Origin of the sequence: Arthrobacter sp. 2RAF6, from assembly GCF_052115205.1 — a bacterium.
In the GTDB taxonomy this organism is placed as follows: domain Bacteria; phylum Actinomycetota; class Actinomycetes; order Actinomycetales; family Micrococcaceae; genus Arthrobacter.
Genome location: NZ_JBFRGF010000006.1, coordinates 129,515 through 154,105, shown reverse-complemented (window position 1 = coordinate 154,105; position 24,591 = coordinate 129,515). Strand labels below are relative to the sequence as shown.

24 protein-coding genes are annotated in these 24,591 nt (G+C 63.3%); 11 read left to right on the top strand and 13 right to left on the bottom strand.

Annotation, left to right across the window (positions count from 1 at the left end; translation table 11 throughout):
• A partial coding sequence (locus tag AB4Z38_RS07270; RefSeq protein WP_441429099.1) for an acetyl-coenzyme A synthetase N-terminal domain-containing protein occupies positions 1-341 on the bottom strand: 341 nt, incomplete at its 3' end.
• Between the two features lie 422 nt (positions 342-763).
• On the opposite strand from AB4Z38_RS07270, the gene AB4Z38_RS07265 reads away from it, so the two are divergent.
• From AB4Z38_RS07265 to AB4Z38_RS07255, 3 genes are read left to right on the top strand one after another with little or no spacing between them, the layout of a single operon-like run.
• On the top strand, positions 764-1,954 hold the full coding sequence (locus tag AB4Z38_RS07265) for a hypothetical protein (RefSeq protein WP_441429098.1): 1,191 nt from the start codon (positions 764-766) through the stop codon (positions 1,952-1,954).
• An 11-nt stretch (positions 1,955-1,965) separates the two neighbouring features.
• Positions 1,966-2,757 carry an endonuclease III gene (gene nth / locus AB4Z38_RS07260; RefSeq protein ID WP_284983341.1) on the top strand — a complete coding sequence of 264 codons (792 nt, stop codon included), beginning with the start codon at positions 1,966-1,968 and terminating at the stop codon, positions 2,755-2,757.
• Positions 2,754-3,434, top strand: coding sequence for an NUDIX hydrolase (locus AB4Z38_RS07255; protein ID WP_441429097.1), 681 nt, complete (start codon positions 2,754-2,756; stop codon positions 3,432-3,434). The genes nth and AB4Z38_RS07255 overlap by 4 nt, the downstream gene beginning before the upstream one ends.
• A 106-nt stretch (positions 3,435-3,540) precedes the next feature.
• Here AB4Z38_RS07255 and AB4Z38_RS07250 read toward each other — a convergent pair whose 3' ends face one another.
• From AB4Z38_RS07250 to AB4Z38_RS07240, 3 genes are all read right to left on the bottom strand, one after another.
• Complete coding sequence (locus AB4Z38_RS07250) at positions 3,541-3,741, bottom strand: YegP family protein (protein ID WP_441429096.1); 201 nt, start codon at positions 3,739-3,741, stop codon at positions 3,541-3,543.
• Between the two features lie 208 nt (positions 3,742-3,949).
• A complete protein-coding gene (locus AB4Z38_RS07245) occupies positions 3,950-4,813 on the bottom strand; it encodes a CHAD domain-containing protein (RefSeq protein WP_441429095.1) in 864 nt (287 codons plus the stop codon).
• Between the two features lie 44 nt (positions 4,814-4,857).
• Positions 4,858-6,552, bottom strand: a complete 1,695-nt coding sequence (locus AB4Z38_RS07240; protein WP_441429094.1) for a bifunctional 3'-5' exonuclease/DNA polymerase — start codon at positions 6,550-6,552, stop codon at positions 4,858-4,860.
• Between the two features lie 186 nt (positions 6,553-6,738).
• Between AB4Z38_RS07240 and ssd the strand changes: the two genes are divergently transcribed.
• The 7 genes from ssd (at position 6,739) to AB4Z38_RS07205 (ending at position 12,232) form a co-directional block, all read left to right on the top strand.
• Complete coding sequence (gene ssd, locus AB4Z38_RS07235) at positions 6,739-7,950, top strand: septum site-determining protein Ssd (protein ID WP_441429093.1); 1,212 nt, start codon at positions 6,739-6,741, stop codon at positions 7,948-7,950.
• Positions 7,947-9,200, top strand: coding sequence for a TadA family conjugal transfer-associated ATPase (locus AB4Z38_RS07230; protein ID WP_441429092.1), 1,254 nt, complete (start codon positions 7,947-7,949; stop codon positions 9,198-9,200). The genes ssd and AB4Z38_RS07230 overlap by 4 nt, the downstream gene beginning before the upstream one ends.
• Positions 9,197-10,000: a type II secretion system F family protein gene (locus tag AB4Z38_RS07225; protein ID WP_441429091.1), complete on the top strand. Its 804-nt coding sequence runs from the start codon at positions 9,197-9,199 to the stop codon at positions 9,998-10,000. The genes AB4Z38_RS07230 and AB4Z38_RS07225 overlap by 4 nt, the downstream gene beginning before the upstream one ends.
• The gene (locus AB4Z38_RS07220; protein WP_441429090.1) at positions 10,000-10,632 is read left to right on the top strand and encodes a type II secretion system F family protein; all 633 of its coding nucleotides are present in this window, start codon (positions 10,000-10,002) and stop codon (positions 10,630-10,632) included. The genes AB4Z38_RS07225 and AB4Z38_RS07220 overlap by 1 nt, the downstream gene beginning before the upstream one ends.
• A gap of 180 nt (positions 10,633-10,812) precedes the next feature.
• Positions 10,813-11,178 (top strand): DUF4244 domain-containing protein, encoded by a 366-nt coding sequence (locus AB4Z38_RS07215; RefSeq protein WP_441429089.1) that lies wholly within the window; start codon positions 10,813-10,815, stop codon positions 11,176-11,178.
• Positions 11,175-11,750 carry a TadE family type IV pilus minor pilin gene (locus AB4Z38_RS07210; RefSeq protein ID WP_441429088.1) on the top strand — a complete coding sequence of 192 codons (576 nt, stop codon included), beginning with the start codon at positions 11,175-11,177 and terminating at the stop codon, positions 11,748-11,750. Before AB4Z38_RS07215 ends, AB4Z38_RS07210 begins: the two co-directional genes overlap by 4 nt.
• Positions 11,747-12,232 carry an Rv3654c family TadE-like protein gene (locus AB4Z38_RS07205; protein ID WP_441429087.1) on the top strand — a complete coding sequence of 162 codons (486 nt, stop codon included), beginning with the start codon at positions 11,747-11,749 and terminating at the stop codon, positions 12,230-12,232. Before AB4Z38_RS07210 ends, AB4Z38_RS07205 begins: the two co-directional genes overlap by 4 nt.
• Here the strand turns inward: AB4Z38_RS07205 and AB4Z38_RS07200 are convergent.
• Positions 12,229-14,553, bottom strand: a complete 2,325-nt coding sequence (locus AB4Z38_RS07200) for a DEAD/DEAH box helicase (RefSeq protein WP_441429102.1) — start codon at positions 14,551-14,553, stop codon at positions 12,229-12,231. The two genes, AB4Z38_RS07205 and AB4Z38_RS07200, sit on opposite strands and share 4 nt — an antisense overlap.
• A gap of 137 nt (positions 14,554-14,690) precedes the next feature.
• Entirely contained in the window at positions 14,691-15,386 is a 696-nt protein-coding gene (locus tag AB4Z38_RS07195; RefSeq protein WP_441429086.1) for a GNAT family N-acetyltransferase, read from the bottom strand.
• Positions 15,387-15,730: 344 nt separating this feature from the next.
• Here AB4Z38_RS07195 and AB4Z38_RS07190 point away from each other — a divergent pair, with 344 nt between their 5' ends.
• Positions 15,731-17,869, top strand: coding sequence for an acyltransferase family protein (locus tag AB4Z38_RS07190; protein ID WP_441429085.1), 2,139 nt, complete (start codon positions 15,731-15,733; stop codon positions 17,867-17,869).
• Positions 17,870-17,882: 13 nt separating this feature from the next.
• Here the strand turns inward: AB4Z38_RS07190 and AB4Z38_RS07185 are convergent, their stop codons facing one another.
• From AB4Z38_RS07185 to AB4Z38_RS07155, 7 genes are all read right to left on the bottom strand, one after another.
• The gene (locus AB4Z38_RS07185) at positions 17,883-19,964 is read right to left on the bottom strand and encodes a hypothetical protein (protein WP_441429084.1); all 2,082 of its coding nucleotides are present in this window, start codon (positions 19,962-19,964) and stop codon (positions 17,883-17,885) included.
• A 9-nt stretch (positions 19,965-19,973) separates the two neighbouring features.
• A complete protein-coding gene (locus AB4Z38_RS07180) occupies positions 19,974-20,351 on the bottom strand; it encodes a hypothetical protein (protein WP_441429083.1) in 378 nt (125 codons plus the stop codon).
• A 10-nt stretch (positions 20,352-20,361) separates the two neighbouring features.
• The gene (locus AB4Z38_RS07175; RefSeq protein ID WP_441429082.1) at positions 20,362-21,120 is read right to left on the bottom strand and encodes a hypothetical protein; all 759 of its coding nucleotides are present in this window, start codon (positions 21,118-21,120) and stop codon (positions 20,362-20,364) included.
• Between the two features lie 3 nt (positions 21,121-21,123).
• A complete protein-coding gene (locus AB4Z38_RS07170; RefSeq protein ID WP_441429081.1) occupies positions 21,124-21,477 on the bottom strand; it encodes a hypothetical protein in 354 nt (117 codons plus the stop codon).
• 2 nt (positions 21,478-21,479) lie between these two features.
• On the bottom strand, positions 21,480-22,049 hold the full coding sequence (locus tag AB4Z38_RS07165; protein WP_441429080.1) for a hypothetical protein: 570 nt from the start codon (positions 22,047-22,049) through the stop codon (positions 21,480-21,482).
• The gene (locus tag AB4Z38_RS07160) at positions 22,049-22,999 is read right to left on the bottom strand and encodes a hypothetical protein (RefSeq protein ID WP_441429079.1); all 951 of its coding nucleotides are present in this window, start codon (positions 22,997-22,999) and stop codon (positions 22,049-22,051) included. The genes AB4Z38_RS07165 and AB4Z38_RS07160 overlap by 1 nt, the downstream gene beginning before the upstream one ends.
• Before the next feature lie 72 nt (positions 23,000-23,071).
• Positions 23,072-24,406, bottom strand: a complete 1,335-nt coding sequence (locus AB4Z38_RS07155) for a hypothetical protein (protein WP_441429078.1) — start codon at positions 24,404-24,406, stop codon at positions 23,072-23,074.
• Positions 24,407-24,591: the final 185 nt, after the last annotated feature.

Here is a 24,591-nt window from a genome sequence, read left to right as displayed (position 1 = left end):
TCACCGAGCCCGTTCTCCACATGCCGGTCCAGGGCGTTGTACGCGGCATTGATCTTCCCGCCGACGAACCACTTCGCGAACGGCGGGTCCGACCAGTCCAGGGCCTGGTCAAAGTCCGTGTCCCAGTCCAGCAGTTCCCGGGCCTGCCTCGCCCAGAACGCCGGACGGTCCGCAGCCGCCTCCGCATACACCCCGGCCCCGACCACCGCGTTCGCCGCGAACTCCGCGCTCGGCGGAAACTTCCGGTCCTCATGGAGAAGATTTTCAAGGGCATCGCCGTTGCCTGGCCCGTCGGATCCGGTTGCAGCGGTGGTCGTCGATCCATTGGCTTCCTGGGACATGTGAACCTCATCATTCATCGATCTCTGCCGCGCGGCAGTCCCGCGGCGACGCCGCCCCACGCGCCAATCGTGCACGGCGTTGGGCTGCGGGGCCTCACGGGATTCCGCAAAGAGCTTTTCCGGAACCCACCTTAGCGTTTTGAGCCGACAACAAGTGTCTGCGGTCACAATCCGGACAGTGAGTGGCGGGTGATTCGCGCCGAACGGGGCCGAAGGCTCTTGGGCTGGCTCCCGACGCGGGGAATATTACGGAGCGGTTCCCTGCTTCTGCGCCCGCGCCAACTAGTGGACTGTCGGACGGGTGGCATAGGCTGAAGGCGTCTCGAGATGCAAAACTTGCCGCCCGGTCCGGCCCGGAAAATACTGGGTGCAGCCTTGGGCGGCAGCGTCCGGAACACCGCCGTACTAAGGAGATTTTGCACATGAACCAGACGAGCCTAGGTCCGAAGAACGGCGTGAAGACGCCAGGATCGGCCCCCGAAGCAGCAGCTGGATCCGGGGCGCCAGAGCCCGGCAGCATCACCTCCCCGAAGTACCAAGCCGTGCTGGGTCCGTTCACCGTCCGGGACGCGACAGTTTTCGGCTCCACCTTGCTGATGTTTGTGGGGTCCCTCCTGCCCATGTTTGGCGGGCGCTACAACCTGTGGAACCTTGACAACCTTTTCTTCCTGGCACTGGGCATCATTCTTCCCCTAGTAGTTGCCGCGTTGTTCGTTGCCCGGCGCCTGCAGCCGGAGAACATCGTGAGAATCGGTTCCCTCTCGACTGACCAGTTCGCTTCCGTCGTGGCGTCGTTCGCCCTGACCCTGTTCTTCCTGTCGGCAGCAGGCGCGTTTACCGTTTTCGTGCTCGTCGGACTTATTGGCTCGGTAGGTCTTCTGGCTGCGACGGTCCTGGCTCCCCACTTGCCGCTCCTCCGCGACGATTTCAAGGACCGGGCCGAACAGCCCGCTCACGTTGTGGCCCGGGAATCGGCCATTCCAACGCGCAAGCCTGCCGAGCCGAAGCCGGCCAAGCCGGAGCCGGTCTCGCCCGGACCGGAAACCCCGGTCGCTGTTGCCGAGCCCGTGCGCCCGGCGCCCGCAGAGACCCCTTCCGCCCCTGCTCCCGCCACCGAAGGCGCGGACACCGAAGCCGCCGCCGTCGCACCCGCCGGGCCCGCCGCCGTCGTGCCTGCCGAGTCGGCAGAGGCTCCAGTGGCCGGCGCTGGACAGGAGGAGCATGCGCAGGCCCCCACGCCCGAGGAGCCCAAGCACCTGCCTACTGCCACCATGGCTACGCCGATCGTCGGCGGCCCGGACGCCGGCGCCGGGGCCGCCACCCAGCACATCGGCATGGTGGATCAGCCCCGGATGTTCGAGCCCATCGGCGCCACCGTTGATCCAGTTATGCGAAAGGACGAATCCGATCACGACTCGGGCTACGAGGCATTCTGGTTTGCCGTGGCCCATCCCCGCGTCGTTGTCGACGAGCACACAGGAATGCCCGCTTTCACCATCGAACCGGGCGCGTGGGTCCTGGCCCTCGAAGACCGCGGTGAGGAATTCCTCGTGCAGGATACTGACGGCAAAGTGGGCGTCCTGCGCGATCTTAGCCACATCGAACGCGGCTGACCAGGCCGGCCGTGGACACCGTCGTCGAAACCCCGCTGGCCCTGAAGCGGCGTGCGCGCAAAATCAACAAAGCGCTTGCTGAGCTCTATCCCTACGCCCACGCTGAGCTTGATTTCCGGAACCCGTTCGAGTTGGTAGTGGCCACGGTGCTGTCCGCCCAGACCACGGATGTGCTGGTCAACCAGGTCACCAAGATCCTGTTCGCACGCTATCCGGATGCCCGGAGCATGGCCGAGGCTGAGATTGCCGAACTGGAGGCGATCCTGCAGCCCACCGGTTTCTTCCGTGCGAAGGCGAAGAACGTCCTGGCGTTGAGCACGCGCTTGGTGGACGAGTTCGACGGCGAGGTTCCCGGCCGGCTGGAAGATCTGGTGACGCTTCCCGGCGTCGGGCGTAAAACGGCAAATGTGGTGCTCGGCAACGCGTTCGGCGTCCCGGGAATCACTGTGGACACGCATTTTGGCAGGCTGGCGCGCAGGTTTGGCTGGACGACATCCGAGGATCCGGTGAAGATCGAGTTCGACGTCGCGGAGCTGTTCGAGCCCAAGGACTGGACCATGCTGTCCCACCGGGTGGTTTTCCACGGACGCAGGGTTTGCCATGCGCGCCGGCCGGCGTGTGGAGCGTGCGCTGTGGCCAATTGGTGCCCGAGTTATGGCGAAGGCGAAAAGGATCCCGTCAAAGCGGCCAAGTTGCTCAAATACGAACTGGCGCCGGGCAACGAAGCGCTTCTCGCAAAGCTGCTTGCCGAGACTCATCGCGCGGCCGAGATTCGGATGGAATCCCAAAGGAGACCGGCATGACCGCGCTCGAGGACCTCGTCAGCCTCATCACCAGGATTGATTCCGGCCTGCATCCGGGACCCGATCCGCGGATTGCCGCTGCAACCGTCGATCCGGACAAGGCACGAAAAGCGGCCGTGCTCATGCTCTTCGGCGTCTTGGATGACGTCCCGGCCCAATCCGGGAAACCGGTGGCCCCGGCGGATTTGGACGTGTTGCTTCTGGAACGCGCCCACACCCTGGACGACCATCCGGGACAGGTGGCGTTCCCCGGCGGCAGTATCGATCCGGGGGATGAGTCAGCCGTAGCGGCAGCCCTCAGGGAAGCGGTGGAGGAGACCGGCCTGGACAGCGGGGGCGTGCAGGTGCTGGGCGTCATGCCGGAACTCGGCCTGATCCGCAGCAATTTTGTGGTCACCCCGGTCCTGGCGTGGTGGGCGTCACCGTCGCCAGTAAAGGTGGTGGACTACGCCGAGTCCGCGCAAGTATTCCGTGTTCCGGTGCGTGACCTCCTGGATCCCGACAACCGATACACCGGGACGCTCACGCGGCTCGGCCAGACGTTCTCGAGCCCGGTCTTCCAAGTCAACGGACTCATGGTCTGGGGTTTCACCGGGATGGTTCTCAGTGGCCTGTTCGACGCGCTGGGGTGGACTGTTCCGTGGGACACGCAGCGCGTGCTCGAAATAGAGATCTAGCCTCGGGCACTAGGTGCGTGCGCGCCCCGTAGGGAGCGACACTGGTCCGCCGAGCGCCCCTGGCTCCCGCTACGCCCCTGGCTCCCGCTACGCTGCGCCGCTCCCGCTACGCTGCGTGCGGGGTTATTTTTGAAAGATCCACGACGATGCCCGTGGCGGCATTTTCCCGCACTGCGGTGATGCCGGCCGACACGGCCTTCAGCTGTTCAAACTGCGGAGACTCCGCAACCAGCGTTCCGTCGGCTGTCACCAGCCGGAATCGGTAGCCGTCTTCGCCGTCCTTGAGAATTTCGAATCGTCCAGCCATCGTTGCTGTTCCCCCTTGTTTACTGCCCGCACAGTGAGTGCGTCTTTGCACTGTGGCGCCCCTCACTTCGAACGCCATAAGGCGAGACTATCCAGAAGGAAGGGAGTGCTGAAGTTACTTCGGGGTATATTACTTGCCTATGTCATGCCAGGTTCGTTTCCGCCTTATGACTCGCTTTCGGCCCCGTGGGGGGCTATCGTTCCGGACTTCAAAAGACCAGCGCACGCCTCGGAGCCGGCACCGGATATTCGGCGATCGCCATCCGGAACTCTTCCTCCGCGTTGAGTCGCCGCCGGACCTCCATCGATTCCAGCCTCTGGGCATCTTCCGCGTCAATGCCGGGGTTTTTCGCCAGTTCCCTAATCCACTCACCAGCCACGACGGCGTCATGCTGCTCGCCCAACAACCGCTGCATCCCGATCGCCGGCTGGATCACCCCGGAAGCGTGATGGCTGAAGGCATCAGCAACTGCCTCCACCGAGTAGCGGAGGCACTTGACGTCCTTGCGTGCCTGGTGGAGAGCAGCGTTGCGCACCTCCGGGTCGCTGCTGCCCGCCTGCTCCGCGAGGCTGTGCTGCAAGCGCTCCCACCGTGCCTGGAGGCGCTCGGCGAGGTCCGCCGTCGGATGCTTGTATTCCCTTGCGGCAGGCACTTCCACTAGCGTTGCCCTCGCGGCCCGCACCGTGCGCTTGCTGCGCTTGTGCCCGCCAAGGGCGGCGGCCAGCCGGGCGCTGGACGCTTCCAGTTCCTCCACGGCCAGGCGCACGGCCTCGGGGCTTTTCCAGGAATCCTTTGTGTCGAGGGATAACCGGATCCTCTGCGCCAGGACATAGGCATCCCTGGACTCGCCGAGTGAAGTTGCAAGCCAACGGACTTCCTCGCGGGCCGGCCGACTGAGTTTCGGGATCATGCCGCGATAACAGCTGAGCACTGAGCGGAGCCGGCGAAGGGCAAGCCTGGCGTTGTGTACGGCTTCCGGATCTGCCGCTGCGACCAGCGGCAATTGTGCCTCCAACTCCGTCAGTTGGAAGCCAATGTATGCAGCCAGTGGTGCCTGGCCTTTGTTTCCCACGGGGCAATCGTCCTCTGCTGTTGCGCCCGGGGCAATAGCGCCTCCTACTTCGCTTTGTCGTAAGAATCGACGACGGCGACGCTCACCGGAAATTCCACCGGAACCCGCCCGAACAACAGTTCCTTGGCGGCTGCCGCGGCCTCTTCGATGGCGTTGATGCATATTTCAACTGACGCGGCAGGCGCGTGGACCATGACTTCGTCGTGCAGGAAGAACACGAGTTCCCCGGCAGGCAGGCCGTCGGCACGGGCGGTGCGCAGCCGCCGTCGAAGTTCGGCAAGCCAGCATGACGCCCAGTCCGCAGCGGAACCTTGCACCACAAAGTTCCGCGTGAAACGCCCCCGCGAGCGGGCGATGCTGTCCGCGCGCCGCTGTTCTTCCGCCGTCGTGGATTGCTGGCTTCGGATCCAGCGTTCCGACGGCGGCGGGCTGCTCCGGCCCAACCTGGAGGTCACGGTGCGGCCGCCTTCGCCGTCGCGGGCTGCCTGTTCGACGAAGCCGACTGCCCGGGGATAAGTGCGGGTCAGCTGAGGCATGAGGCGCCCCGATTCTCCCGTAGTAGCGCCGTAAATTGCGCCCAGCAGGGCGATCTTGGCCTTCGAACGGTCGCCGCCGAAGCCCTGGGCGGCGATGCCGGCGTACAAGTCCTTGTCCCGAGCAGCCTCGGCCATCTTCGAGTCCTGCGCCAGCGCCACCAGAACCCGGGGCTCGAGCTGGGAGGCATCGGCGACGATCAATTTGTGCCCCGGGTCGGCATGCACCGCGCCGCGGATCTGGCGGGGGATCTGCAACGCGCCGCCGCCCCTGGACGCCCAGCGACCGGAAACCACGCCCCCCACCACGTACTCGGGACGGAAACGCCCTTCGCTCACCCACGCGTCCAGCCACGACCAGCCGTTGGCCGCGAACAAGCGGGAGAGCTTCTTGTATTCCAGTAGTGGCTCGATGGCCGGATGCTTCGATTCCTTGAGTTCCCACTGGCGGGTGGTTTTTACTTCGATGCCGTTCCGGTGCAGGGCACGCATGAGGTCCTGGGGTGAATCCGGATTCAGCTTCGGAGAGTGGAGAATCCCGCGAAGCTCGTTGCAGAGCGCCTCCAGCCTGGTTGGCCGGTGGCCGGCTGGAGGCCGGGGACCCAGGTGGCCTTCCAGGATTTCTTCGTGCAACGCCTCCTGCCACGGCACGCCCGTGAACTGCATTTCGGCGGCGATCATGGCGCCGGCGGATTCCGCAGCGAGCAGCAGTTTCAGGCGGTGCTGCCGGCCTTCGTCCTTGGAGGCCTGGCCGAGCGCGTGTTGCTGGGCCGCGAACTCCGCCCGGATCTCGTTCAGGCTTGGCTGGGTGCTGCGTGGGACTAAGTCGTCGAACAGCGTGTCCTGCTCGGCGGGCGGCGGGGGAGGCTGGAGGACCCGCGGCGGGACCGGCATTTCGTCGTCTTGCGTGAGCTTTTCCGCGCTGCGGGCATAGTCGGTGTGGGCCGTGAACTCGGAATGGACCAGGATGGCGCGGCAGAGCGTGAGGTCATGGCAACGCTCCAGTTCCGCTCCGGCCTGGAGCATCGCCGGGTACCAATCCTGGGTCCGGTTCCAGACCCAGCGCGGACGGCTCTTCTCCAACATGCTTACGACGCCGGCGAGATCGGACTTTCGTACGACGCGCGGTTCCGCCACGGCTACTCCGGCGGCATCGCTTTCCTGAATAGCTGCGCCGTCTGGATGGGCGGCGAGCAGCAGGTACATGCTGACAATTCTGCACTGTGAATCCGTGGAACCTTGCACTTTGCGGACAGCTGCCGTCCGCGATGCGGAGTTGTGGGTGCTTAAACGGAACGCGGAGTCGTCCCCCACAGGGGTTGTTGTGATTGGTTTTCCACATACGCCGATACGGGCCTTCAATGCTCGTGGCGAAACGGAGAGAGTGGCTTTATGAGCGGGCAACATCTCGAGCGGAACCACAACAGCGGTGGAAGCGGGGCCGCGCCTAACGGCGCGCGCGGCTCGACGGCGCTTCAACGTGGCCGTCCGCGGCCCCGAAGATCGGGTCCATGGTCCGGACCGGAGCCAGACCATGTGTCCGGAGAGTCGTGGCTTCCCGCGAGTTCCGGGGAAGTCCTCTTGGTGACAGGAAACGTCAGGTTACAAGCTGAAACAGAGAGGATCGCGGCCGCTGTCGGCGCCAATCTCCGTACAGTCGTCGATTCAACCGCTGCCTTGCGTATGTGGGACACCGCACGGATGGTGCTTTTTGGCAGCGATGTCAGCGAACTCCCGCCCCGTCGTCGTGCACCTTCCATCTTGCTGGGCCTCAACGGTGAAGGGGACTCTTTGTGGCAATTGGGGGCCGCACTGGGGGCCGAACGCGTGGCCGTATTGCCTGAAGCTGCAGCCTGGCTGGCGGAGCACCTCGGTAGGTCCCATGATCCGGACCACGGAGGACTGGTGCTCGGGGTGACAGGAGGATGCGGCGGTGCCGGGGCGTCCACGACTGCGGTCTGGCTGGCCCAGGAAGCGGCCGTCCACGGAGTCCGGACGCTGCTGGTTGATGGGGATCCCCGCGGAGGGGGCCTTGAGCTTTCCCTCGCCGCTGAAGATGCGCCAGGACTGCGCTGGCCCGATCTTGCAGGTGCCAGCGGAAGCATCGACACCGCGCAGCTAAGCGACTCATTGCCCACAGCCGGAGGATTCTCCTTCTTGTCTTGGCCGGGCAGTCGCGACCGCTCCCCAGACGTGGAGCCCGGGACCGTCACGGCTGTCCTTGATGCGGCGAGGCGGGGATTTGAACTAGTCATCGTTGACATCGGCCGCGGAACGGAATCGCTTGGCAGCGTCGCCTGGGACTGCGACAGGATCCTTCTCGTGGCACCGGCCCAGCTCCGGGCAGCAGTCGCTGCAGCCAGGCTTCTGCAGGAGTTGCCGCCCGTGGAGACAGCCCTGGTGATCCGGGGGAATGCCGGTTCGGGCCTGGACGCACCACTCATAGCCGAATCGCTGGGACTGCCTCTCCACGGAGTGCTCCCCGAACTCCGCGGTACTGCCGCGGCGGCTGAGCTCGGACGCCTTCTGGAATTCGGCAAGCGCAAGGCCCTGCGTCGCTTTGCGGAGTCTGTCCTTCAACTACTCGACGACGGCGCAGTGTGAGTGCCTCAGCATTCCCAAGCGGCGACCGCCGACGCAATACCCGGCCCCTGGACGCCGCGCTCCTTGAAACCGTGCGGGAAACCGTCATGGCCGACGCCGGACCGGTCACTCCGTCGCGCGTGGCAGCGGCCGTCCACGCGACGGGCAGGCTGCTCGGAACCGCGGGGGCGCTTGCCGCCGTCGAATCGATCAGCGCAGAACTCAGCGGACTTGGACCTCTCCAACAGCTTGCACGCGATGCCGCAGTGACGGACATCTTCGTGAATGGTCCGGACTCGGTGTGGTTCGACCGCGGCAAGGGGCTGGAACGGGCACGGGTGCATTTCGCCGGCGAATCCCAGATTCGAGCCTTGGCCTCCCGTCTTGTGGCGGCCGGCGGGCGTCGCTTGGACGACAGTTCGCCGTGCGTCGATGTCCGTCTCGACGGCGGATACCGTGTGCACGCCGTACTGCCTCCGATTTCCACCGCCGGAACCTTGTTGTCCGTGCGGATTCGGCGCGAGGAGGTTTTCTCGATGGACGAGCTGCGTGCTGGAGGCATGTTCGGGGTGCCGGTCCAGCAGGTGCTGCAGGCAATGGTTGACCGCAGGCTGAGCTTCCTGATCAGTGGGGCCACCGGTTCCGGGAAGACCACATTGCTGTCCACAATGCTCGGCTTGAGCAGCCCGCATGATCGGCTCGTCCTGATTGAGGACGCTTCGGAGCTGAACCCGGTGCACCCTCACGTGGTTTCCCTTGAGTCCAGGCACGGGAACCTTGAAGGCGGTGGCGCACTCGACCTTGGCGAACTCGTTCGGCAGGCGCTGCGGATGCGGCCGGACCGGTTGATCGTGGGCGAGTGCCGCGGCGCCGAAGTCCGAGAGCTGTTGACGGCACTTAATACCGGCCATACAGGCGGCGGCGGAACAATCCACGCCAACACTGCCTCAGCGGTCCCGGCCAGGCTCGTGGCCTTGGGCGCGCTTGCAGGCTTGAGCCGGGAAGCCGTTCGACTGCAGCTTTCAACGGCATTGGACGCAGTGGTCCACGTCGAACGGACGCCTGCCGGACGGAGAGTGTCCTGCATTGGATTGTTGGCGGAGGACTCGTCCTCCCAATCGATCGTTCCTGCTCTCGAACTGCGGGCGGGTGCCGCCGTTCCCGGCCCAGCGTGGAAGGACCTCGCAGCTCGCCTTGAGCTGGACCCCGGGCTCCTGCTTGGGCCCCTGGGACCGATTTCCAGATCCGAACACCTTGGGGCGGTCGCATGATCGGATTCCTCATTTTCGTTCTGGCGGCCGCTGCATGGGTGGTCTTCCAACCGTCCCGCGGATTTGGCAAACGGGTAGTGCGCGCTTTGAGTGGTGCCCCCTCGGCTGGGCCGGTGTCCGGGGCCGTGGCGTGCATGCCGCAGAGACGGTCTCGCGCGGACGCATTGCCGCTCACCGTACTCGTGCAGCAGTTGGCCGCGCTCCTCCGGGGTGGCCGTTCGACGTCGAGGCTCTGGGAGGAACTCTGGATGGTGCATGGAGCCAGAGACCACCGCATTGGTCCGGGCGACGCGGGGGTCCTCAAGGCGCGAGGAAATGACCCGGGATTGCCCAAGCTGTCGTCTGGGTCTCTCCAAGTTCTCGCGGCAGCACGGGCGGCCTCGATGATGGGGACGTCGGTCGCCGAAGCCATCAGAGTGTCGTCAGCGAAGGACCTTCGGGGCGCGAATTTCGTGGAACGCCGGATCTGGGGAGAACTTGCCTCCTGCCTGGACGTTGCGGAGGCGAGTGGTTGTCCGTTAGCCGACGTGCTGACCCGATTCGCCGCCCAACTTGAGGCCGAGGACGACGCCGGCGATGCGCTGCAAACCGCCTTGGCCGGCCCGAAAGCCACTGTGCGCCTTCTGACCTGGCTGCCGGTGTTCGGCTTGGGGCTGGGCATGATGCTTGGCGTGGATCCGCTGGGGGTCCTGCTGGCGAACGGCGTCGGATTGGCAGCGCTCGCGGCTGGGTGCGTCCTGACCGTAACAGGCAGAATCTGGTCATCTCGATTGGTGGATGCCACGGTGGGCGTTGACTGATGGGCTCGGCCTTCCCTGCCATTGCGGTGTCCCTGGCGTTGATCTTCGCGGCAATTCTCGGGCTGGCGTATCAGGGAAGAACCCGGCGGCGCACAGCCTTGCGGATGCTTCGCGGCTCACCCGGGAGCAACGGCCCGCTGAAGAACGCTCGCAGGGGCGAGGCAGCGGGCAATTTCCGGAATCCCGAGGGGCAGGAAGGCTTGCGCAATGTGCCCATGATCCTTGAGCTGGTGGCTGCCATGCTCGACTCGGGGGCGGGACTCGGACGGTCCCTTGAGCTGATCGCCGGATGCGCGTCCCCGCAGCTCAGCCGCTCCCTGCGAACGGTGGTTGCAGCCCTCGACATCGGAACGGACTGGGAGACGGCATGGCGGAGTTCGGGCCAGAAGTGCAATGAAGCGCGCAGGCTCAAGGATGCTCTGGCCTTCGCTGCCCTGACCGGCGCGCCATCCTCGGCCATCCTTTATGCCCAGGCAGCGCGCCTGCGGCGTGAACAGTTCAGGATGGCGGAGAAGCGCGCTGCCGCGCTCGGAGTGAAACTAGTGATTCCACTGGGTCTGTGTTCCTTGCCCGCCTTCATCTGTCTTGGGGTCGTCCCGGTGCTGTTGGCAATGCTGCCGTCCGGAGGATAGCTGGCAGCACCGCCCGAGTCGGCCCTTGAGCTTCGCCCCGCGCACGCCAGTTTCCCTCCACACGAACCGTCAGAAGTGAGTTTTCCACTTAGGAGACTTGGGGACTTTCGAAGCCCCCGATACCGAAGGAAGAGTCGAAGTACAGCCGGCAGCCAAGCCGGCGCGAAGAAAGGAACTGAAATGAACGCAACGGTCGATACCGCCCCGACCATCGCCCAGACCCTCGCCCAGCCAGCTCCTCCTCGTCGGGAGGCTGAGGTCCTTGAACTGTTCCCGGGCTCGTCGGTAAGCAAGCCTGTTCGGCTGCCAACCCACCTGCATTCCAATGCTAAAACAAGCCGTGCGGGGTCCAGCGACGATTCTTCCGCTCCGAAGCGGTCGAAGAAGCGGCTCACCGGGTCCGAGCTTGGCATGGCAACGGCCGAGTATGCCATCGCCACGCTTGCCGCTGTGGGCTTCGCCGGACTCCTGGTGGTCATCCTTCGCAGCGAGGAAGTACGTGGCTTCCTCCTCAACCTCATTCGCAGCGCACTCTCCCTGCCATGACACCGCGCCGGGGTTCAAAGCGCGGTGCCGAGCGTTCGATGAGTCCACGGGCATCGGCCGGAGGGCTCACGGGGAAGCAAGCCCGTGGCCCGCGGAGGGACCGTCGGCGAGATGCTTTCCCTGAGAGGGACCACGGTGCCGTCACTGCGGAATTCGCGGTGGCACTACCCGCTGTCCTGCTTCTTTTGGCCTTGCTTCTGGCAGGATCGGCCGCGGGAATTACGCAGCTTCGCTTGGAAGAAGCGGCCAGAGCAGGAGCCAGGGCCCTCGCCCGCGGAGATGGCCACGCGGCCGTAGACGGAATCGTTCGAAGACTGGCAGGCGATGCCGCCTCGGCTGTCGTTTCCGAAGACGGCGAATGGATCAACGTCACAGTCTCCGCCAGGGTCGTCGGCCCGTTGGGCTCTCTCATTCCGTGGAGCCTTTCGGCGACGGCATCTGCAAGGGGAGAGGCCCCGCAGTCGTCAGCGGCCACTACGCCCCTCCTCGCCGTCGGAGACGACGTTGTCGACTTCAACGAGATTATGCCGTTGCTTGGGCTCCAAGCCACTGTGAAAGAGGTCGCGGCGTGAGGGCTGATAGCGCCAGCGCCGGTGATGGCCGCGGCGCGGTGGAGCGCGGCGTGAGGGCTGATAGCGCCCGCGCCGGTGACGGCCGTCGCGAGGCGGAGCGCGGCGTGAGGGCTGATAGCGCCCGCGCCGGTGATGGCTGCGGCGCGGTGGAACACGGCTCAGGAACCATCCTGGCTCTTGCCCTGGGCCTTGTTGTCATGATCTGCATGGCGGCGGCGTTGACCCTGGCCCAGGCCATGGCGATGGCCCACCGCGCAGCATCTGCCGCCGATCTCGCTGTGCTCGCGGGAGCCGACGCGGCCCGCGGCCTGACACCCGGAGATCCTTGTGTGATCGCCAGCGAAACGGCCGCGCGGCACGGAGCTTCGTTGTCGGCCTGCACTGTGGGCGAAGGCGGGATCGTCGAGATCCGCACTGAGATGGACCGCGGCGCAGTCTTCGGGACCGCAACCGGCCGCTCTCGGGCTGGGCCGCCGCCCTAGGTCGCGTCACGCAGGAGCACGTCGATCAGGGTGACCGCGGCGTCCTTGTCCAGCGGGTTGTTCTTGTTGCCGCATTTGGGGGACTGGACGCAGGAAGGGCAGCCGGTGTCACACTCGCATGCTTTGATGGCGTCCCTTGTGGCGGTCAACCACACTTTGGCTTTCTCAAAGCCGCGCTCAGCAAATCCGGCGCCGCCTGGATGGCCGTCGTACACAAAAATCGTGGGAACTCCGGTGTCGGCGTGGAGCGCTGTTGAGACTCCACCGATATCCCAACGGTCACTTGAAGCGACCAGTGGGAGAAGCCCGATGGCGGCGTGCTCGGCGGCGTGAAGAGCGCCCGGGAACTGGGCCTCGACAAGTCCTGCGCCAGTCAGTGAACGGTTGTGAACCACAAACCATACCGCCTTGGTGAAGAGATCCCTGGCCCCGAGTTCCAGCGGTTCTTCCCCCAAAACCTCATTGGAAATCAGCGCCTTACGTTGGAAGGAGACCACCTGTGTTGTTACCTTCACTTCGCCGAAGTGGACCGCGATATCCCCCCACTCCATGGTCCGGAGAGTCTGCAGGACTTCGATCTGAGTCACGTCCCGTGCTGTGGTGTAGTAGTCCGGGTTGGTTCGACGAACCACCACACAGTGGTCCTCTTCGTTCAGTTCCTCGACCAAGTAGCTGTCGCCTTGGTGCACATAGATCGCACCTGTATGCGCCTGATAGTGCGTCTGTGGCGAGTCCATGGTGCCCAACAGAGAGCCAGTCTCGGAGTCCACGATGCTTACCGGGCCGCCGCCATCTGCGCGGAGGTTCACCATGGCCGCGGCGCTCTCGGGATGGGTCCAGAACCAGCCCGCAGGCCGTTTCCTCAGGTACCCCTGTTCCACCAGCTGATTCAGCAGGGACTCGGACGTTGGCCCGAACACGTCAAGTTCGGCCACGGCGATCGGGAGCTCGGCCGCCGCCGCGCACAGATGGGGGCCGAGCACGTAGGGGTTTCCGGGATCGAAGACGGTGGCCTCGACTGAGACATCAAAGATTGCCTCCGGATGGTTGACGAGGTACGTGTCCAAGGGATCGTCGCTGGCCACGAATGCGGCAATGGCGTCTTGGCCTGCGCGGCCGGCCCGTCCGATCTGTTGGAACAGGGACGCCCTCGTCCCGGGCCAGCCAGCGACCAGCACCGCGTCGAGCCCGGAAATGTCGATACCCAATTCCAATGCGGACGTGCTCGAGACGCCAAGCAGCTCACCCGAACGCAGAGCCCTTTCCAAAGCCCGTCTCTCCTCGGGGAGATATCCGGAGCGGTACGCGGCAACCCGCTGGGGCAGGCTGGGGTCCACCTCATCGAGGAGGCGCTTGGTGATAGACGAAATTGTTTCTGCGCCGCGCCTGGATTTGATGAAGGCGATGGTCCGTACACGGGAGGACACCAGATTGGCCAGCAAGTCCGCGGTCTCGGCCACGGCGGTCCTGCGGGATTTTGCCCCGTTTTCGCCCTTCAGCTCGGTCAGGGCAGGTTCCCAAAAAGCCACCGTGGTGGAGCCATGCGGTGAACAGTCCTCGGAAACTTCGCGGACGGGGGTGCCGATGAGCCGGGCAAAGGATGTGCCGGGGTCCGACGCTGTCGCCGACGCCGCAATGAATACCGGTTCAGGAAAGGAGGTGCCGGCACCGTAGTAGGCGCAGATTCGCCGGAGCCTCCGCATGAGGTTGGCGACGTGCGACCCGAACACCCCGCGGTAGCTGTGAGCCTCGTCCACGATGACGTACCGCAGCCTATGGAAAAACCGGGCCCACCAGGTGTGGTTGGGCAGGATCCCGAAGTGCAGCATGTCGGGATTGGCGAGGATGAAGTTGGCGTGATCGCGGATCCAGCGCCGCTGGGACTGCTCGGTATCGCCGTCGTACGTTTCCGCCCGGACCGTTGGGAGCTTGAGCGCGCGGATCGCTGCCAGCTGGTCGGCTGCAAGCGCCTTGGTGGGAGAGAGGTACAGGGTGACGGCACCGTCGTCGTGGATCTTGCCCGGCTCGGACAGCACCCGCAACTCGGAACGATGGATCGCGTCGAGGGCAGGCAGCTGATAGGCAAGTGACTTGCCGGAGGCCGTACCCGTCGCAATGACGACGTTTTGGCCCGAGTGGGCTAGCTCGGCTGCTTCGATCTGGTGCCGGTACGGTTCGTGGATGCCCAAGGCCCCGTAGGCGGCGACGACATCGGGATGGGCCCAGCCCGGCCAGGACTCATGGATCGCCTGGCGCGCCGGAATCGTGCGGACATGTCGCAACTGCTCCGGGTCCGGGCTCCTGCCCAGAAGGGAGATCATCGATTCAGTTGCGTTCACTTGAACATTCTGTCATCGCGCCGGAAACCGACGGTTGGCGGTACAGCCGCGGACTGATTTTCGGACCCGCTGCAGGCAGCTTCCGGCGCCGAAAGTCGGCTAAGCCACAGGAAGGCCGGCTACGCCACAGACAGGTCAGTCTCGTCGACCCGTTTGGTGGACATCATCAGTACCTGGCACACGTGCTTCCAGCCAAGGTGGGAGTAGAGGTGTTGTCCGTCCAAGGAAGCCAGGAGGAGACCGCTTTCAACATCGTGTTGAAATGCCTGCGCGGCGAGGGCTTTCATGATGAAACTTCCCAGTCCCCGGCGCTGGTAGTTGGGCTCGGTGACGATCTTGTCGAAGACCGCCGTCTGCCTGACCACGAACACCTGACCGCTGGCCGCCACCTTTTCATCGGCACGGACCACCGCGTAATGGACCCCTTTGCTTTCGGAAGTCGTGAGCTTGAGGTCGTCATCCGAGAGCCACGGATCTTCCGCATCCTGCGTCCCCATGTCCACGATCATCATGGTCTGGGAATCGGAGGTGACGTTCAGCCCGTTCTCGCGAGCCAACTGCGTGTAGCGCGCGACATCGTTCGTGAGGATCGTCAAGATACGGGTGTCCGCCTGGGCGGTCTTGGCTGCCAGCTCGGCGAACTCAGCATCCGACGGGTCGTGCGCAAAGAACTCCCAGTCGCCGGTTTTGTCCGCACGCAGGGCTGCCGGGAACCGGCCTTCCTTGCGGGTTTCGTAGCTTCGGGACCCGGACCAGCCAGCCACCCAGACTTCGAGCAGCTCAGCGATGTCTTCAACCAAGGCGTCGTGACTCATGTAGAGAGACTATGCCAGCGGTCTGGGAATCAACAGGGGCCGTCAGTAACAGCTCCATTAACACTTAGAACAGCCCAATGACAGCCCGACACAAGGGTTTGGGGCCAGCAAGTACCCTTAAATACGTGGCTTTAAACAGGAATGGTCGCTTTATCCGTACATGCCAGTAACCGCAAGGGGTCCACGCCCTAGCACTATGGTTGGGGGACGGTTACGGGACGGTTTGCGTTAAACAGCGAAAGTGCCTCACCCGGTGAAAGGTGAGGCACTTATTACGTTGGGGCACATAGCCGGTCTTATGTAGCCCTTATCATTGGGGCAGGTCTCAAAACTTGGGGGTAATCATGTCTCGATCAATGCTTGGCATTCGCGGTGCCAAAAAAGCCACGCTGGGAAAGCCCGGACTGCGCCCTGACATACAGGGCCTCCGCGCTTTCGCTGTCATCGTCGTCATCCTCGACCACACGATTCATTGGCCCAAGGGTGGGTTCATCGGCGTCGACGTTTTCTTTGTCATCTCCGGATTCCTAATCACGGGACATCTGCTGCGTGAGCATGAAAAGACCGGGCGTATCTCGTTCTTGCAGTTCTACAAGAGGCGCGCAAAACGGATCTTGCCCGCAGCCGCGCTAGTGCTCGTTGTGACAGTGGCAGCAGCCTATGCCCTTCTCAACCCGGCTCGATTCCGGGAGGCGATCTGGGATGCAGTCTGGTCGCTGTTCTTCGGGGCCAACTGGCGGTTCGCCGCTATCGACACTGACTATTTCCAAATGGATGGGCCGGTTTCTCCGCTCCAACACTTCTGGTCGCTGGCCGTCGAAGAGCAGTTCTACTTCGTCTGGCCATGGTTGCTGTTGGGTGCGTTCTTCCTTCTCCTACGGAAGCCGGGCGCACGACCCAACGCTATCGCCGGTTGTGCCATAGGAATCGTTAGCGTCGCGTCCCTCGCGTGGGCCATATTTGAAACCTCATCGAACCCGGGCCTTGCCTACTTCTCGACCTTCTCCCGCGCATGGGAGCTGGGCGTCGGAGCTGGACTGGCTTGTGCCGCGCCGATCCTAGGACGGATGTCAGATCGCGCCCGCCCTGTTCTCGCATGGGCCGGAGTGATTGGCCTTGTCGCTTCATTGTTCGTCGTAAGCGAATCGGCTGGGTTCCCCGCTCCTTCCGCGCTGTTTCCGGTGATGTCAGCCGCCCTGTTCATTGCAGCTGGGACCGGGGCGCCGTCGCATCGCTCGCTAGTGGTCCTGACCAACCCGGTAAGCAGGTATTTGGGCGATATCTCGTACTCCCTTTACCTGTGGCATTTCCCCGTGATTGTGTTTGGGGCTGCTCTTGTCCCGAACAAGGACGTCCTCTACTACGCCGCGGTCGCGGTGATCATCCTCCTGCTCGCCGTCTTCGCCTACCACCTTGTGGAGGACCCGATTAGGAAGTCAGCTTGGCTAGACGGAAAGAAAAAGGCGAAGCATTTCCGTCCTTCCAACCAGTACAAGCTCACGAGCCTCGCGTTACTTGCGACGGTTACCCTCGCAGTAGTCGGGATGGCGATTGCAAAGACTTCATCCCAGCCCGTGACACCGCTTGCCGGAACGGCTATCGGATCGGTTTCACCAGCAACCTCGACTCCTGCGCTCAGCCCTGAGTTGGCAGAGGTCCAGAAGGGGATTCAGGCAGCGTCCCGCGCAGTCGAATGGCCAGCGCTCTCGCCCGCCATCGAAGACCTCGGATCGGATGCGTGGGGCAAACAGATGGAGAAGGTCACCTGTGTGAATGTCCAGGCCGACAACATGCAGAACTGCTTGTTCAAAAATCCTGGCGCAACAAAAACCGCAGTTCTGTACGGCGACTCGTTCGCGATGGCCTGGAGTCCCGGCATCAAAGCCGCGTTGGCGAACAGTGATTACAACCTGCAGATATTGACTCTTGCCCAGTGCCCAGCCGCGACCGTGTCAGTCACCGGCGACGGGGGTAAGGCTTTCCCCGAATGCGATGCGCACCACGCCTGGGCCACTGGAGTCATAAGCGCAATGAAACCGGACCTGCTGATCATGGCTTCAGCCGAGACAACCCTTGGCAGGCTGGCATCCAAAGCCAAGGGCGGGGACGCAGTGTCCGAGTATGTGAATGGGATGAAGACCGCGCTCCAAGCTCTTGCCCCGAGCGCAAAATCAGTTGTGGTTCTTTCGTCGCCGCCCGGTGGCCAGAATCTCCAGACCTGCGTGACCAAACTGTCGAAACCTGCCGATTGCGCCTCAACCATAACGAGCGAGTGGGGCAATTTCGTGGACAAAGAGCGTGCAGTTTCCGAGGCCGCGTCAGCAAAGTATGTGGACACGCACCTCTGGTTCTGTGATGAATTCGGAGGCTGTCCGGCGTTCGTCGGGACTACGCCCGTCCGCGTGGACTCAAATCATATGACGATCCAATATTCCACGAGCCTCGCACCCGTTCTGCGAGCGGCGCTCCTGCCTAAGGCCTGAGCGCCGCCATAAGTCAGGACGGGTAGGTGAAAGCACACATTATCGATCCCCAAATTTGGACGGCCTGGCTAGCGAGCGGCGTGCCCGAGATTTGTGTCGTGTTGCCGCCGCTGTTCTTCTCGATGCGTGCCGTGAGAGGGCTCGCGGTACCGTTCGCTCCGATCACGGAGTTTGCGTCCGCGCCGATAGCGTAGTTGATCGGCCCAGACCCCGTGCTGGTCGCGGTGGCCCCGCTGGGCAGCGGCATACCGCCCAGCCAAAGCACGCCGGCCAAATCTGCAGTTCCAGTGCCGACAAGGACGAATGAGTAGACAACGATCCCGTCCCTGACTTCCATCTGACATGAGTTCGTGCTGAGCGACACGGACCCTGCCGTTGCGCCGAAAAGTGTCCCCGCGAAGGACGTAGTGCCCATCTTCACGCCACGTTTGTAGTCCGACAAGCCAGTGACGCTGCCCGGGTTGCTGTCGTTGTTGTTGATCGCGTTGAACCTGATCGTAGAACCCGCGAGGAAGGCGTGCGGCGTTGTCGGGTGGCCCTGCCATGATCCAGCTACGGTGTGTACGACGCCCCCGTCCTGTAGGTCGAATATCACGCCGGGGCTAGCGGCTGCTAGTCCCGTCGTGAGTTGACCCGAGTTGACCGTGCATCGGCCATGGATGAGCCTCATGGTGGAGTAACCGGTGGGCGAGGCAGAGCGGAACGCATACCGGTACGAGTCAGCGGTTGGCAACACGAACTTGCTCGCCCCGGCAACGAGGAACGCGACACTGACGGGGTAGCGGGCGGTGAGTTGAGCGGTGGTGCCAAGCCATGGGTGGATCGCGGTCCACAAGTTGCTGGCCTTGTCCCACAAGCCAACAGTGGTGTCGCGGATGATGACATCATCCCACTGGCAGTCACCCATATTCGACTCGATGCCAATGTTCGTCAGGACGCTGCCCGACACGCTGGCGGAGGCCGTTGCGTTCGCAGAGATCGTGACAGTACCAGAGTCAGTGAACCCGGTGATTGTCGCGCCCACGGGAATGCCTGACGCAATGATTGGCGAACCGACGTCCCCGGACGCGAAGGTGCCGCCGGCCGCAGTAACCGTTGCGCTGCCGCTAGTCGTCGTGAGTGTTGCGCTCTTGTGCGAGTTCGTCGCGCCCGAGTTGTAGATACGAAGGTTGCGGGCGAGGATTTCGGCTCCAAGGGATTTCGTGAGGATACCCCGGTAGATGCCGTCCTTGACGGTAAAACCCTCTAGAGCGAATCGAAGGACGCTGGCAATGGTGAGTACCTTGTTCGCTAGGAGGGCGCCGTCCAGCATGCCGGGGCCCACAATCTGTTTGTCCCACGAGAAGTTGTCGGCCGCAGCTTGACCATTGTCATAGTTGATGAGGCTGTCCATAGCTGCCCCGGCGTAGATCCGGGCTCCGGATGCGAGCCGGATGTTGTTGTTGGTGGTGATGTTCCAGGTTGCATCAAGCCGGTAGTCGCCGGGCGGGAAAAGTAGCCCCTTGCCTGGGTTTGCGGCACACACCGCATTGAGCGCCGTGGTCTGTGATGTGCTCGTGCCTGTCGTAACACCCCAATCGAGGACATTGATCTCGTCGCGGTTCGCAAGCAACGCAACCGTATTGGCATCCAGGTACCCCTTCGGCACGTCGCGGCTCTTGATGACCCACTTCGATCCGTCCCACACGGATGTGACCGCCTGGTTGACGGAGGTCAGGGTGACTGACACGGCGGTGACACCAGTGTCGCCCTGAACGATAACCGTGTTAGGTGAGGTGAGCGCGGAGACCTTTACCGTAATCTCGTCGCCTACATTCGTACCAGCTGCAAGACTTCGGATCCGACTTCCACTTGTCGCATCAACTTGGTCAAACGACCCCGGGGAGAGTGTGAGTGCCGCCGCAGTGGAGAGCGCGGCGAACGTCGAGCGCGGGCCATAAGTGGCATTAAGTGCCGTTGCGGTGGCCCCGGTAACGACTCGTGCGGCGAGTGCGGCGTCCGGCACGCCGAGGGCGGTGGTCACGTCCGCTTCTAGGGCGTTGAGGTTGTCGGCGTTCAGGAACGGTGGTGACCCGTTCACCCATGTGCGGGACATCGGAGGCTCCTAAGCGATGGTGGTTGTGGCAGTGTCGGCGGGCTTGTCGAGCGGCACGTACGGCTGTTCGGGCAATGGCGCGAGGGCGTCAAGCTTGGCCTGCGTCGCGGCGAAAGAGGTTGCGGGGGAAGCGTCAGGCTGCGGGACACTCGGCGTGTCGCTGGCAGTGGCGTCCTTCTGGGGATCAGAGGGTGCGCCGTCAGACTTCAACCAGCCACAGACGCCGATAATCAGCGTGATCGTCAGGCCGTACACAAGACCTGACGCCTTGCCCAGACCAGTGAACAGGTCAGGGGTGATGAGGGAAATGTTGGACAGAACTGCTGAGGCGATGATGCCGCCGACTACAGCAGCGACAACCTTCGGTTTCGGGGCCAGGCTAGACATGGGGGTGCTCCTACTTGTTGATCTGGGCTTTGAAAGCGGCCATGAACGCGTCGGCCTGCGCGGTGTTGAGTAGCGGGGCGAGCTGCGCGGCGAGAGCATTCACGTCAAGCGCGGGGGCCGGGGCCGGCGCGGCGGTCAGGCGGGCCACGGTCGCGGCAACAATGTCCTCAGCCTGGACACGACTAATCACAATGCCCCGATCCAGGCGGGCACCCACGGCCCCGATCTGGGCGCGGGCGTCAAGGATCGTTGTTTCCTTGGCCGCGGTCACTTGGTCAATGACCCATGTTTTGAGTTCCAGCATTTGTTCTGGCGTCATGGTGTCCTCCTGGGGGGCTGGCGCTGGGGCGGGTGTGATGCTGTCGAAGCCGATGGAACCGTCAACGCTGATGACGGGATACCCAGCTACGTCCTCGGTCCATCCCCGGTACGTCAGCGTCATGCCGTAGTAGGCGTAATAGGCTTCCACGTCAGCAATCGACGGGTGATGCTTCACAGGGTTTGGATCGAGGTTGCTGGTGGAGTAAACCGAGCCGTCCGGGGCCACGAGGGCAACGTGGCCGTTCACGTTTTTATCCAACGCCCACCAGACGGGAAACCAGACCCCTTGCGGATAGTTCCGATCAGGGTGCTGCGATGGGGAGTTATTCCACGCCTCAGTAGCACTGCCATACCGCATGGGCAATCCGAAGGCTTGCCGGACATACTGCAAACACATTCCCTCTTCGGCGGGAATGTTCGGGTCCGGGGTGATCAGTTGGGTCGCCACGACCTAGCCTTTGATGATCGAGTAGAGGTACAGGGCTAGCGACACGGCGCCGACGATGGACGCGAGGATCGCCATGAAACGTTGGATCGGCGTCCAGCTTTGTTCGCTCTGGTTGCGGCGTGTCTCGTCCGCTTCCTTGAGTGCCAGGGCGAGGGCGATCTTCTTGGCCTCTTCCGCTTCCGCGTCCTTCGAAAGGCTCAACGTGAGGATCTCTTGGGCCGTCAGTCTTGTCTCGATCGCACCCACCCGGGGGATGAGGTCGTTGACGCGGACATTGACGAGGTCGAGTTTGCCTTCCATGCGCGCCAGCATGACGGGCACGGATTCAGCAGCGCGGGGGCTTGTGTCTTCAGCCACGGTCACCACCCCCGTGCGGACCAGTTGATACGGACCGCGGATGAAGTGGCGGGGAAAGCTCCCGTGTTCGCTATCCTCACGTTCACGAACAGGGTGGACAGGGTTGATGTGAGCGACCCCGACACGGACATCAGCAGGTTGCCGGTGGTTGAGTCGCCGTTGCAGACAACAGCGGACTCAAGGCCGTTAGGGAACGCTACCGGGAAGGAGACGGCGACGTTCCCCGCGGCGTCCGTGGTCCCTACAGTGGTGCCGCCTTGCGTCCACAAACGCTTGGTACCGGTAAGGTAGTCGTTCGCGGTCATGCCGGAGCCAACAATCTGGGAGTTGGCGTGGGCGCGGGGTCCTATCCGGTCCCACGATGAGCCGTTGTAAATCTCGATGGGCTGGCCGGGTACGTCGTTGCGGGTGACTGTTAGTCCGGTGTGCAGGGTGAGCGCGTCACGTGCGGTCTGGTTCGGGACCGGGATGACCACGTTTGCTGAATCCGCCATGGTAGCTAGGTCGGCGGTGAGGTTGTATCCGTCCGCGTTGACTGGTACTTGGATTACGTTAGGGCGCGTCTGGGGCATCAGCGTGACCAATCTATGAGCAGTAGGCCAGAGGCCGCTTCTTGGAGGTAACCGGCGAACCCCGCGTAAGGGTCGCCGGCGATGGAGATCCCGCCCCCGACTGCAAGAGCGCCAGCGAAAGAGGTGGGAAGGTCGAAGGTTTGTTGGCCAGCGCCGGGTTGGATGACGACATCGAATGGCCCGGTCGTGCGGGTCACGTCACCACCGGGCCTGTTGGCCGAGGTGTGCGCGTAGAAATGGACAGTCACCGGGGAATTCGACGCACCCACAGCACGGCGGGAACCAAGCGTGAACTGGATCCTGTCGATTCTGCGGCCAGCCAACTGCGCGACGGAACCGGCATAAAACCACGCCCCATACGTCGTATACCCGGACGACGAGCCTTGATAAACCCTGCCGCCCCCACCGGACCATGAGTCCCACACCCCGAGCCCCGGAACCCATGTCGCGGAGTCCGTGGCAGGGTAAGGTGTTTGCCCTGACTGGTCCTGTCCCACGGGGGCGCTGACGGCTGGTGTTCCCGGCGTGGTGGGTGCCGCTACCGTGCCAACCTGCCCGGTCACGTACGGGTACGAGGCGTTCCACGCGAGCAGGACATTGTCATTCACGGTCGGCGTGTACGATGCGGCGAACTTCGCAACATAGTCGATACCGTCAGTACCAGTAACAGTGATCGTCGGAGAGGATGGCGGGACGGTCTTCACCACACCCTCAGCAGGCCTTGGTGCGAGCGTCACACGGCCCGTCACCACCGCATCCCCGGTCCCGGTGATCACCACCGACACCGGGTCACCAACAGCGACCACCACAGGATCCTGATACCGGGGGTACAGGACGTTGCCTTGGACGTTCACCGCCAACAAACCGTTGGCGTCCTTCACGACAGTCCCCGAATACGTGGTCCCATCGCCGGGGTTCGGTGTCGTTTCGAGGCCGCGAAGATTCGCCACAGGGTCACCTTTCGGGCATGAAAAAAGCCCCACACATGCAGGGCTTAGGTACAAGATGTTGTACGTGAGTGGTTAGTATTCGGGTTGCAGGAACGGGCCAGGAGACAAGAACAACCCCGGCATCAAAGGGTTACGCCTCACAACACCCGACTGAACCACCGGACCAGCAAGGCTAAGGTTCGACGCGCCACTGAACGCGGCCTGCACATCCGAGTAGGAACACTCAACAGTGAGGACCATCTTCTCCGGGGCGCCGGAACTGAACCCCAGACTCATGGTCTTCACGCGGCCAATGACAGCAATCACACGCCCACCAACAAGGGCGTTATACACCGTCACCCAATCGCCCTGCTGCACATACGGCAACGGCAGGCACGTCACCACAAGATCAGTGGTCAACCCCGCCAACTGCGTGTCACGCATCGTCTTCGCGTACGCATCACACTCAGCCTGAGTCGTCAACATCGTGGAGCTATAGAACTTCGGGTAGCGCCCGTGCGGACCGTTCACCCGCAAAGGGCCTGCCGTGATCGCCGCATAACCCCGGATCGGAACCTGCGTTGAGGAACCCTTTGAATCCGTGGTCTGCAACTGACCCTCGGCGTAAAATTCATTGAACAGGCTGTCGTACTTTTGTTCCCTATCCACCCGGACCAGCAACCCCTCAGCGCCGCCCTTGAGCGTCGCCACAGGGGTTTGCGGGGTGAGGGGGTAGACCTCGAACTGGCCTGCCCCGTTGAATCTATAATCGCAGTTGATGCGTTTACATAGATCCTGGACCGCGTTCAACCGGTCACCCTGATACACCAGCGTCGAATTCACCGAAGCATCAACAACGTCCGCCGTGGTGACCACAGGGCAGATATCCCCGATGATGCGGGTAATCTCCCCGACGATCGTCGGAGACACCCCCACAGGGGACTCAGGGGCCGGGAACTGCGCCTTAGCAATAACGGTGCCAAGGTCTTCGGCGTCCACCTGAACCTCAGCACCGCCACTAACATGCGCGAGCCGGGTGTCAGGGGCAACAGGGGTGTCAGGTGTGACCGTGCCCGCCTCGCTGATCGTGTAAGCAATCCACGACTCAACCGGCTTCGAGGTCGTAACCCGGTACCAGCCCATATTGATACTGCCCGCGCCGCCCACGTTGTAGATGACCTGCAACCGGGCACCACCCACACCGAGGGTGTCTTCCAACAGCCAGGGGGCAAGTTCCCCGTCCTTATCATCGACAGATAGGGAAAGGGTTTGGATTTGCCGTGTGGCGTCCCACCCGAACCGGGCCGAAGATATCGGCAACGGGTCAGGGTTAGCGAGCCGCCCACCATACCAAGCCCACACCGTGAGTGAGTCGCCGCTTCTGGATCCTGTGAGCGCCGCAACAGTGTTCGCATCAACCTGACGCATCAAACACCGCCCTTAGCTGTAGGAGTTCGCGGAACCCGTAAACGATGGGCTAGCACCAGACAAATCACACACAGCCCGCCAATACTTCGCCTTCGCCGTAAACCGCTGCACCACACACGTAGGCGCGGTGATCGGCGCGAAAGCATCAGCAGGTGAAGCCTCAGCCCACGTGGACCCATCAAGGG

What these genes read in the sequence shown, in the direction of transcription:
- AB4Z38_RS07220 (WP_441429090.1), top strand. Translation starts at nt 10,000, where the DNA reads ATGGGCTCGGCCTTCCCTGCCATTGCGGTGTCCCTGGCGTTGATCTTC.
- AB4Z38_RS07215 (WP_441429089.1), top strand. Translation starts at nt 10,813, where the DNA reads ATGAACGCAACGGTCGATACCGCCCCGACCATCGCCCAGACCCTCGCC.
- AB4Z38_RS07250 (WP_441429096.1), bottom strand. Translation starts at nt 3,741, where the DNA reads ATGGCTGGACGATTCGAAATTCTCAAGGACGGCGAAGACGGCTACCGA.
- AB4Z38_RS07225 (WP_441429091.1), top strand. Translation starts at nt 9,197, where the DNA reads ATGATCGGATTCCTCATTTTCGTTCTGGCGGCCGCTGCATGGGTGGTC.
- AB4Z38_RS07155 (WP_441429078.1), bottom strand. Translation starts at nt 24,406, where the DNA reads ATGCGTCAGGTTGATGCGAACACTGTTGCGGCGCTCACAGGATCCAGA.
- AB4Z38_RS07165 (WP_441429080.1), bottom strand. Translation starts at nt 22,049, where the DNA reads ATGCCCCAGACGCGCCCTAACGTAATCCAAGTACCAGTCAACGCGGAC.
- AB4Z38_RS07265 (WP_441429098.1), top strand. Translation starts at nt 764, where the DNA reads ATGAACCAGACGAGCCTAGGTCCGAAGAACGGCGTGAAGACGCCAGGA.
- AB4Z38_RS07255 (WP_441429097.1), top strand. Translation starts at nt 2,754, where the DNA reads ATGACCGCGCTCGAGGACCTCGTCAGCCTCATCACCAGGATTGATTCC.
- AB4Z38_RS07180 (WP_441429083.1), bottom strand. Translation starts at nt 20,351, where the DNA reads ATGTCTAGCCTGGCCCCGAAACCGAAGGTTGTCGCTGCTGTAGTCGGC.
- AB4Z38_RS07190 (WP_441429085.1), top strand. Translation starts at nt 15,731, where the DNA reads ATGTCTCGATCAATGCTTGGCATTCGCGGTGCCAAAAAAGCCACGCTG.
- AB4Z38_RS07210 (WP_441429088.1), top strand. Translation starts at nt 11,175, where the DNA reads ATGACACCGCGCCGGGGTTCAAAGCGCGGTGCCGAGCGTTCGATGAGT.
- AB4Z38_RS07240 (WP_441429094.1), bottom strand. Translation starts at nt 6,552, where the DNA reads ATGTACCTGCTGCTCGCCGCCCATCCAGACGGCGCAGCTATTCAGGAA.
- AB4Z38_RS07195 (WP_441429086.1), bottom strand. Translation starts at nt 15,386, where the DNA reads ATGAGTCACGACGCCTTGGTTGAAGACATCGCTGAGCTGCTCGAAGTC.
- AB4Z38_RS07200 (WP_441429102.1), bottom strand. Translation starts at nt 14,553, where the DNA reads ATGATCTCCCTTCTGGGCAGGAGCCCGGACCCGGAGCAGTTGCGACAT.
- AB4Z38_RS07185 (WP_441429084.1), bottom strand. Translation starts at nt 19,964, where the DNA reads ATGTCCCGCACATGGGTGAACGGGTCACCACCGTTCCTGAACGCCGAC.
- ssd (WP_441429093.1), top strand. Translation starts at nt 6,739, where the DNA reads ATGAGCGGGCAACATCTCGAGCGGAACCACAACAGCGGTGGAAGCGGG.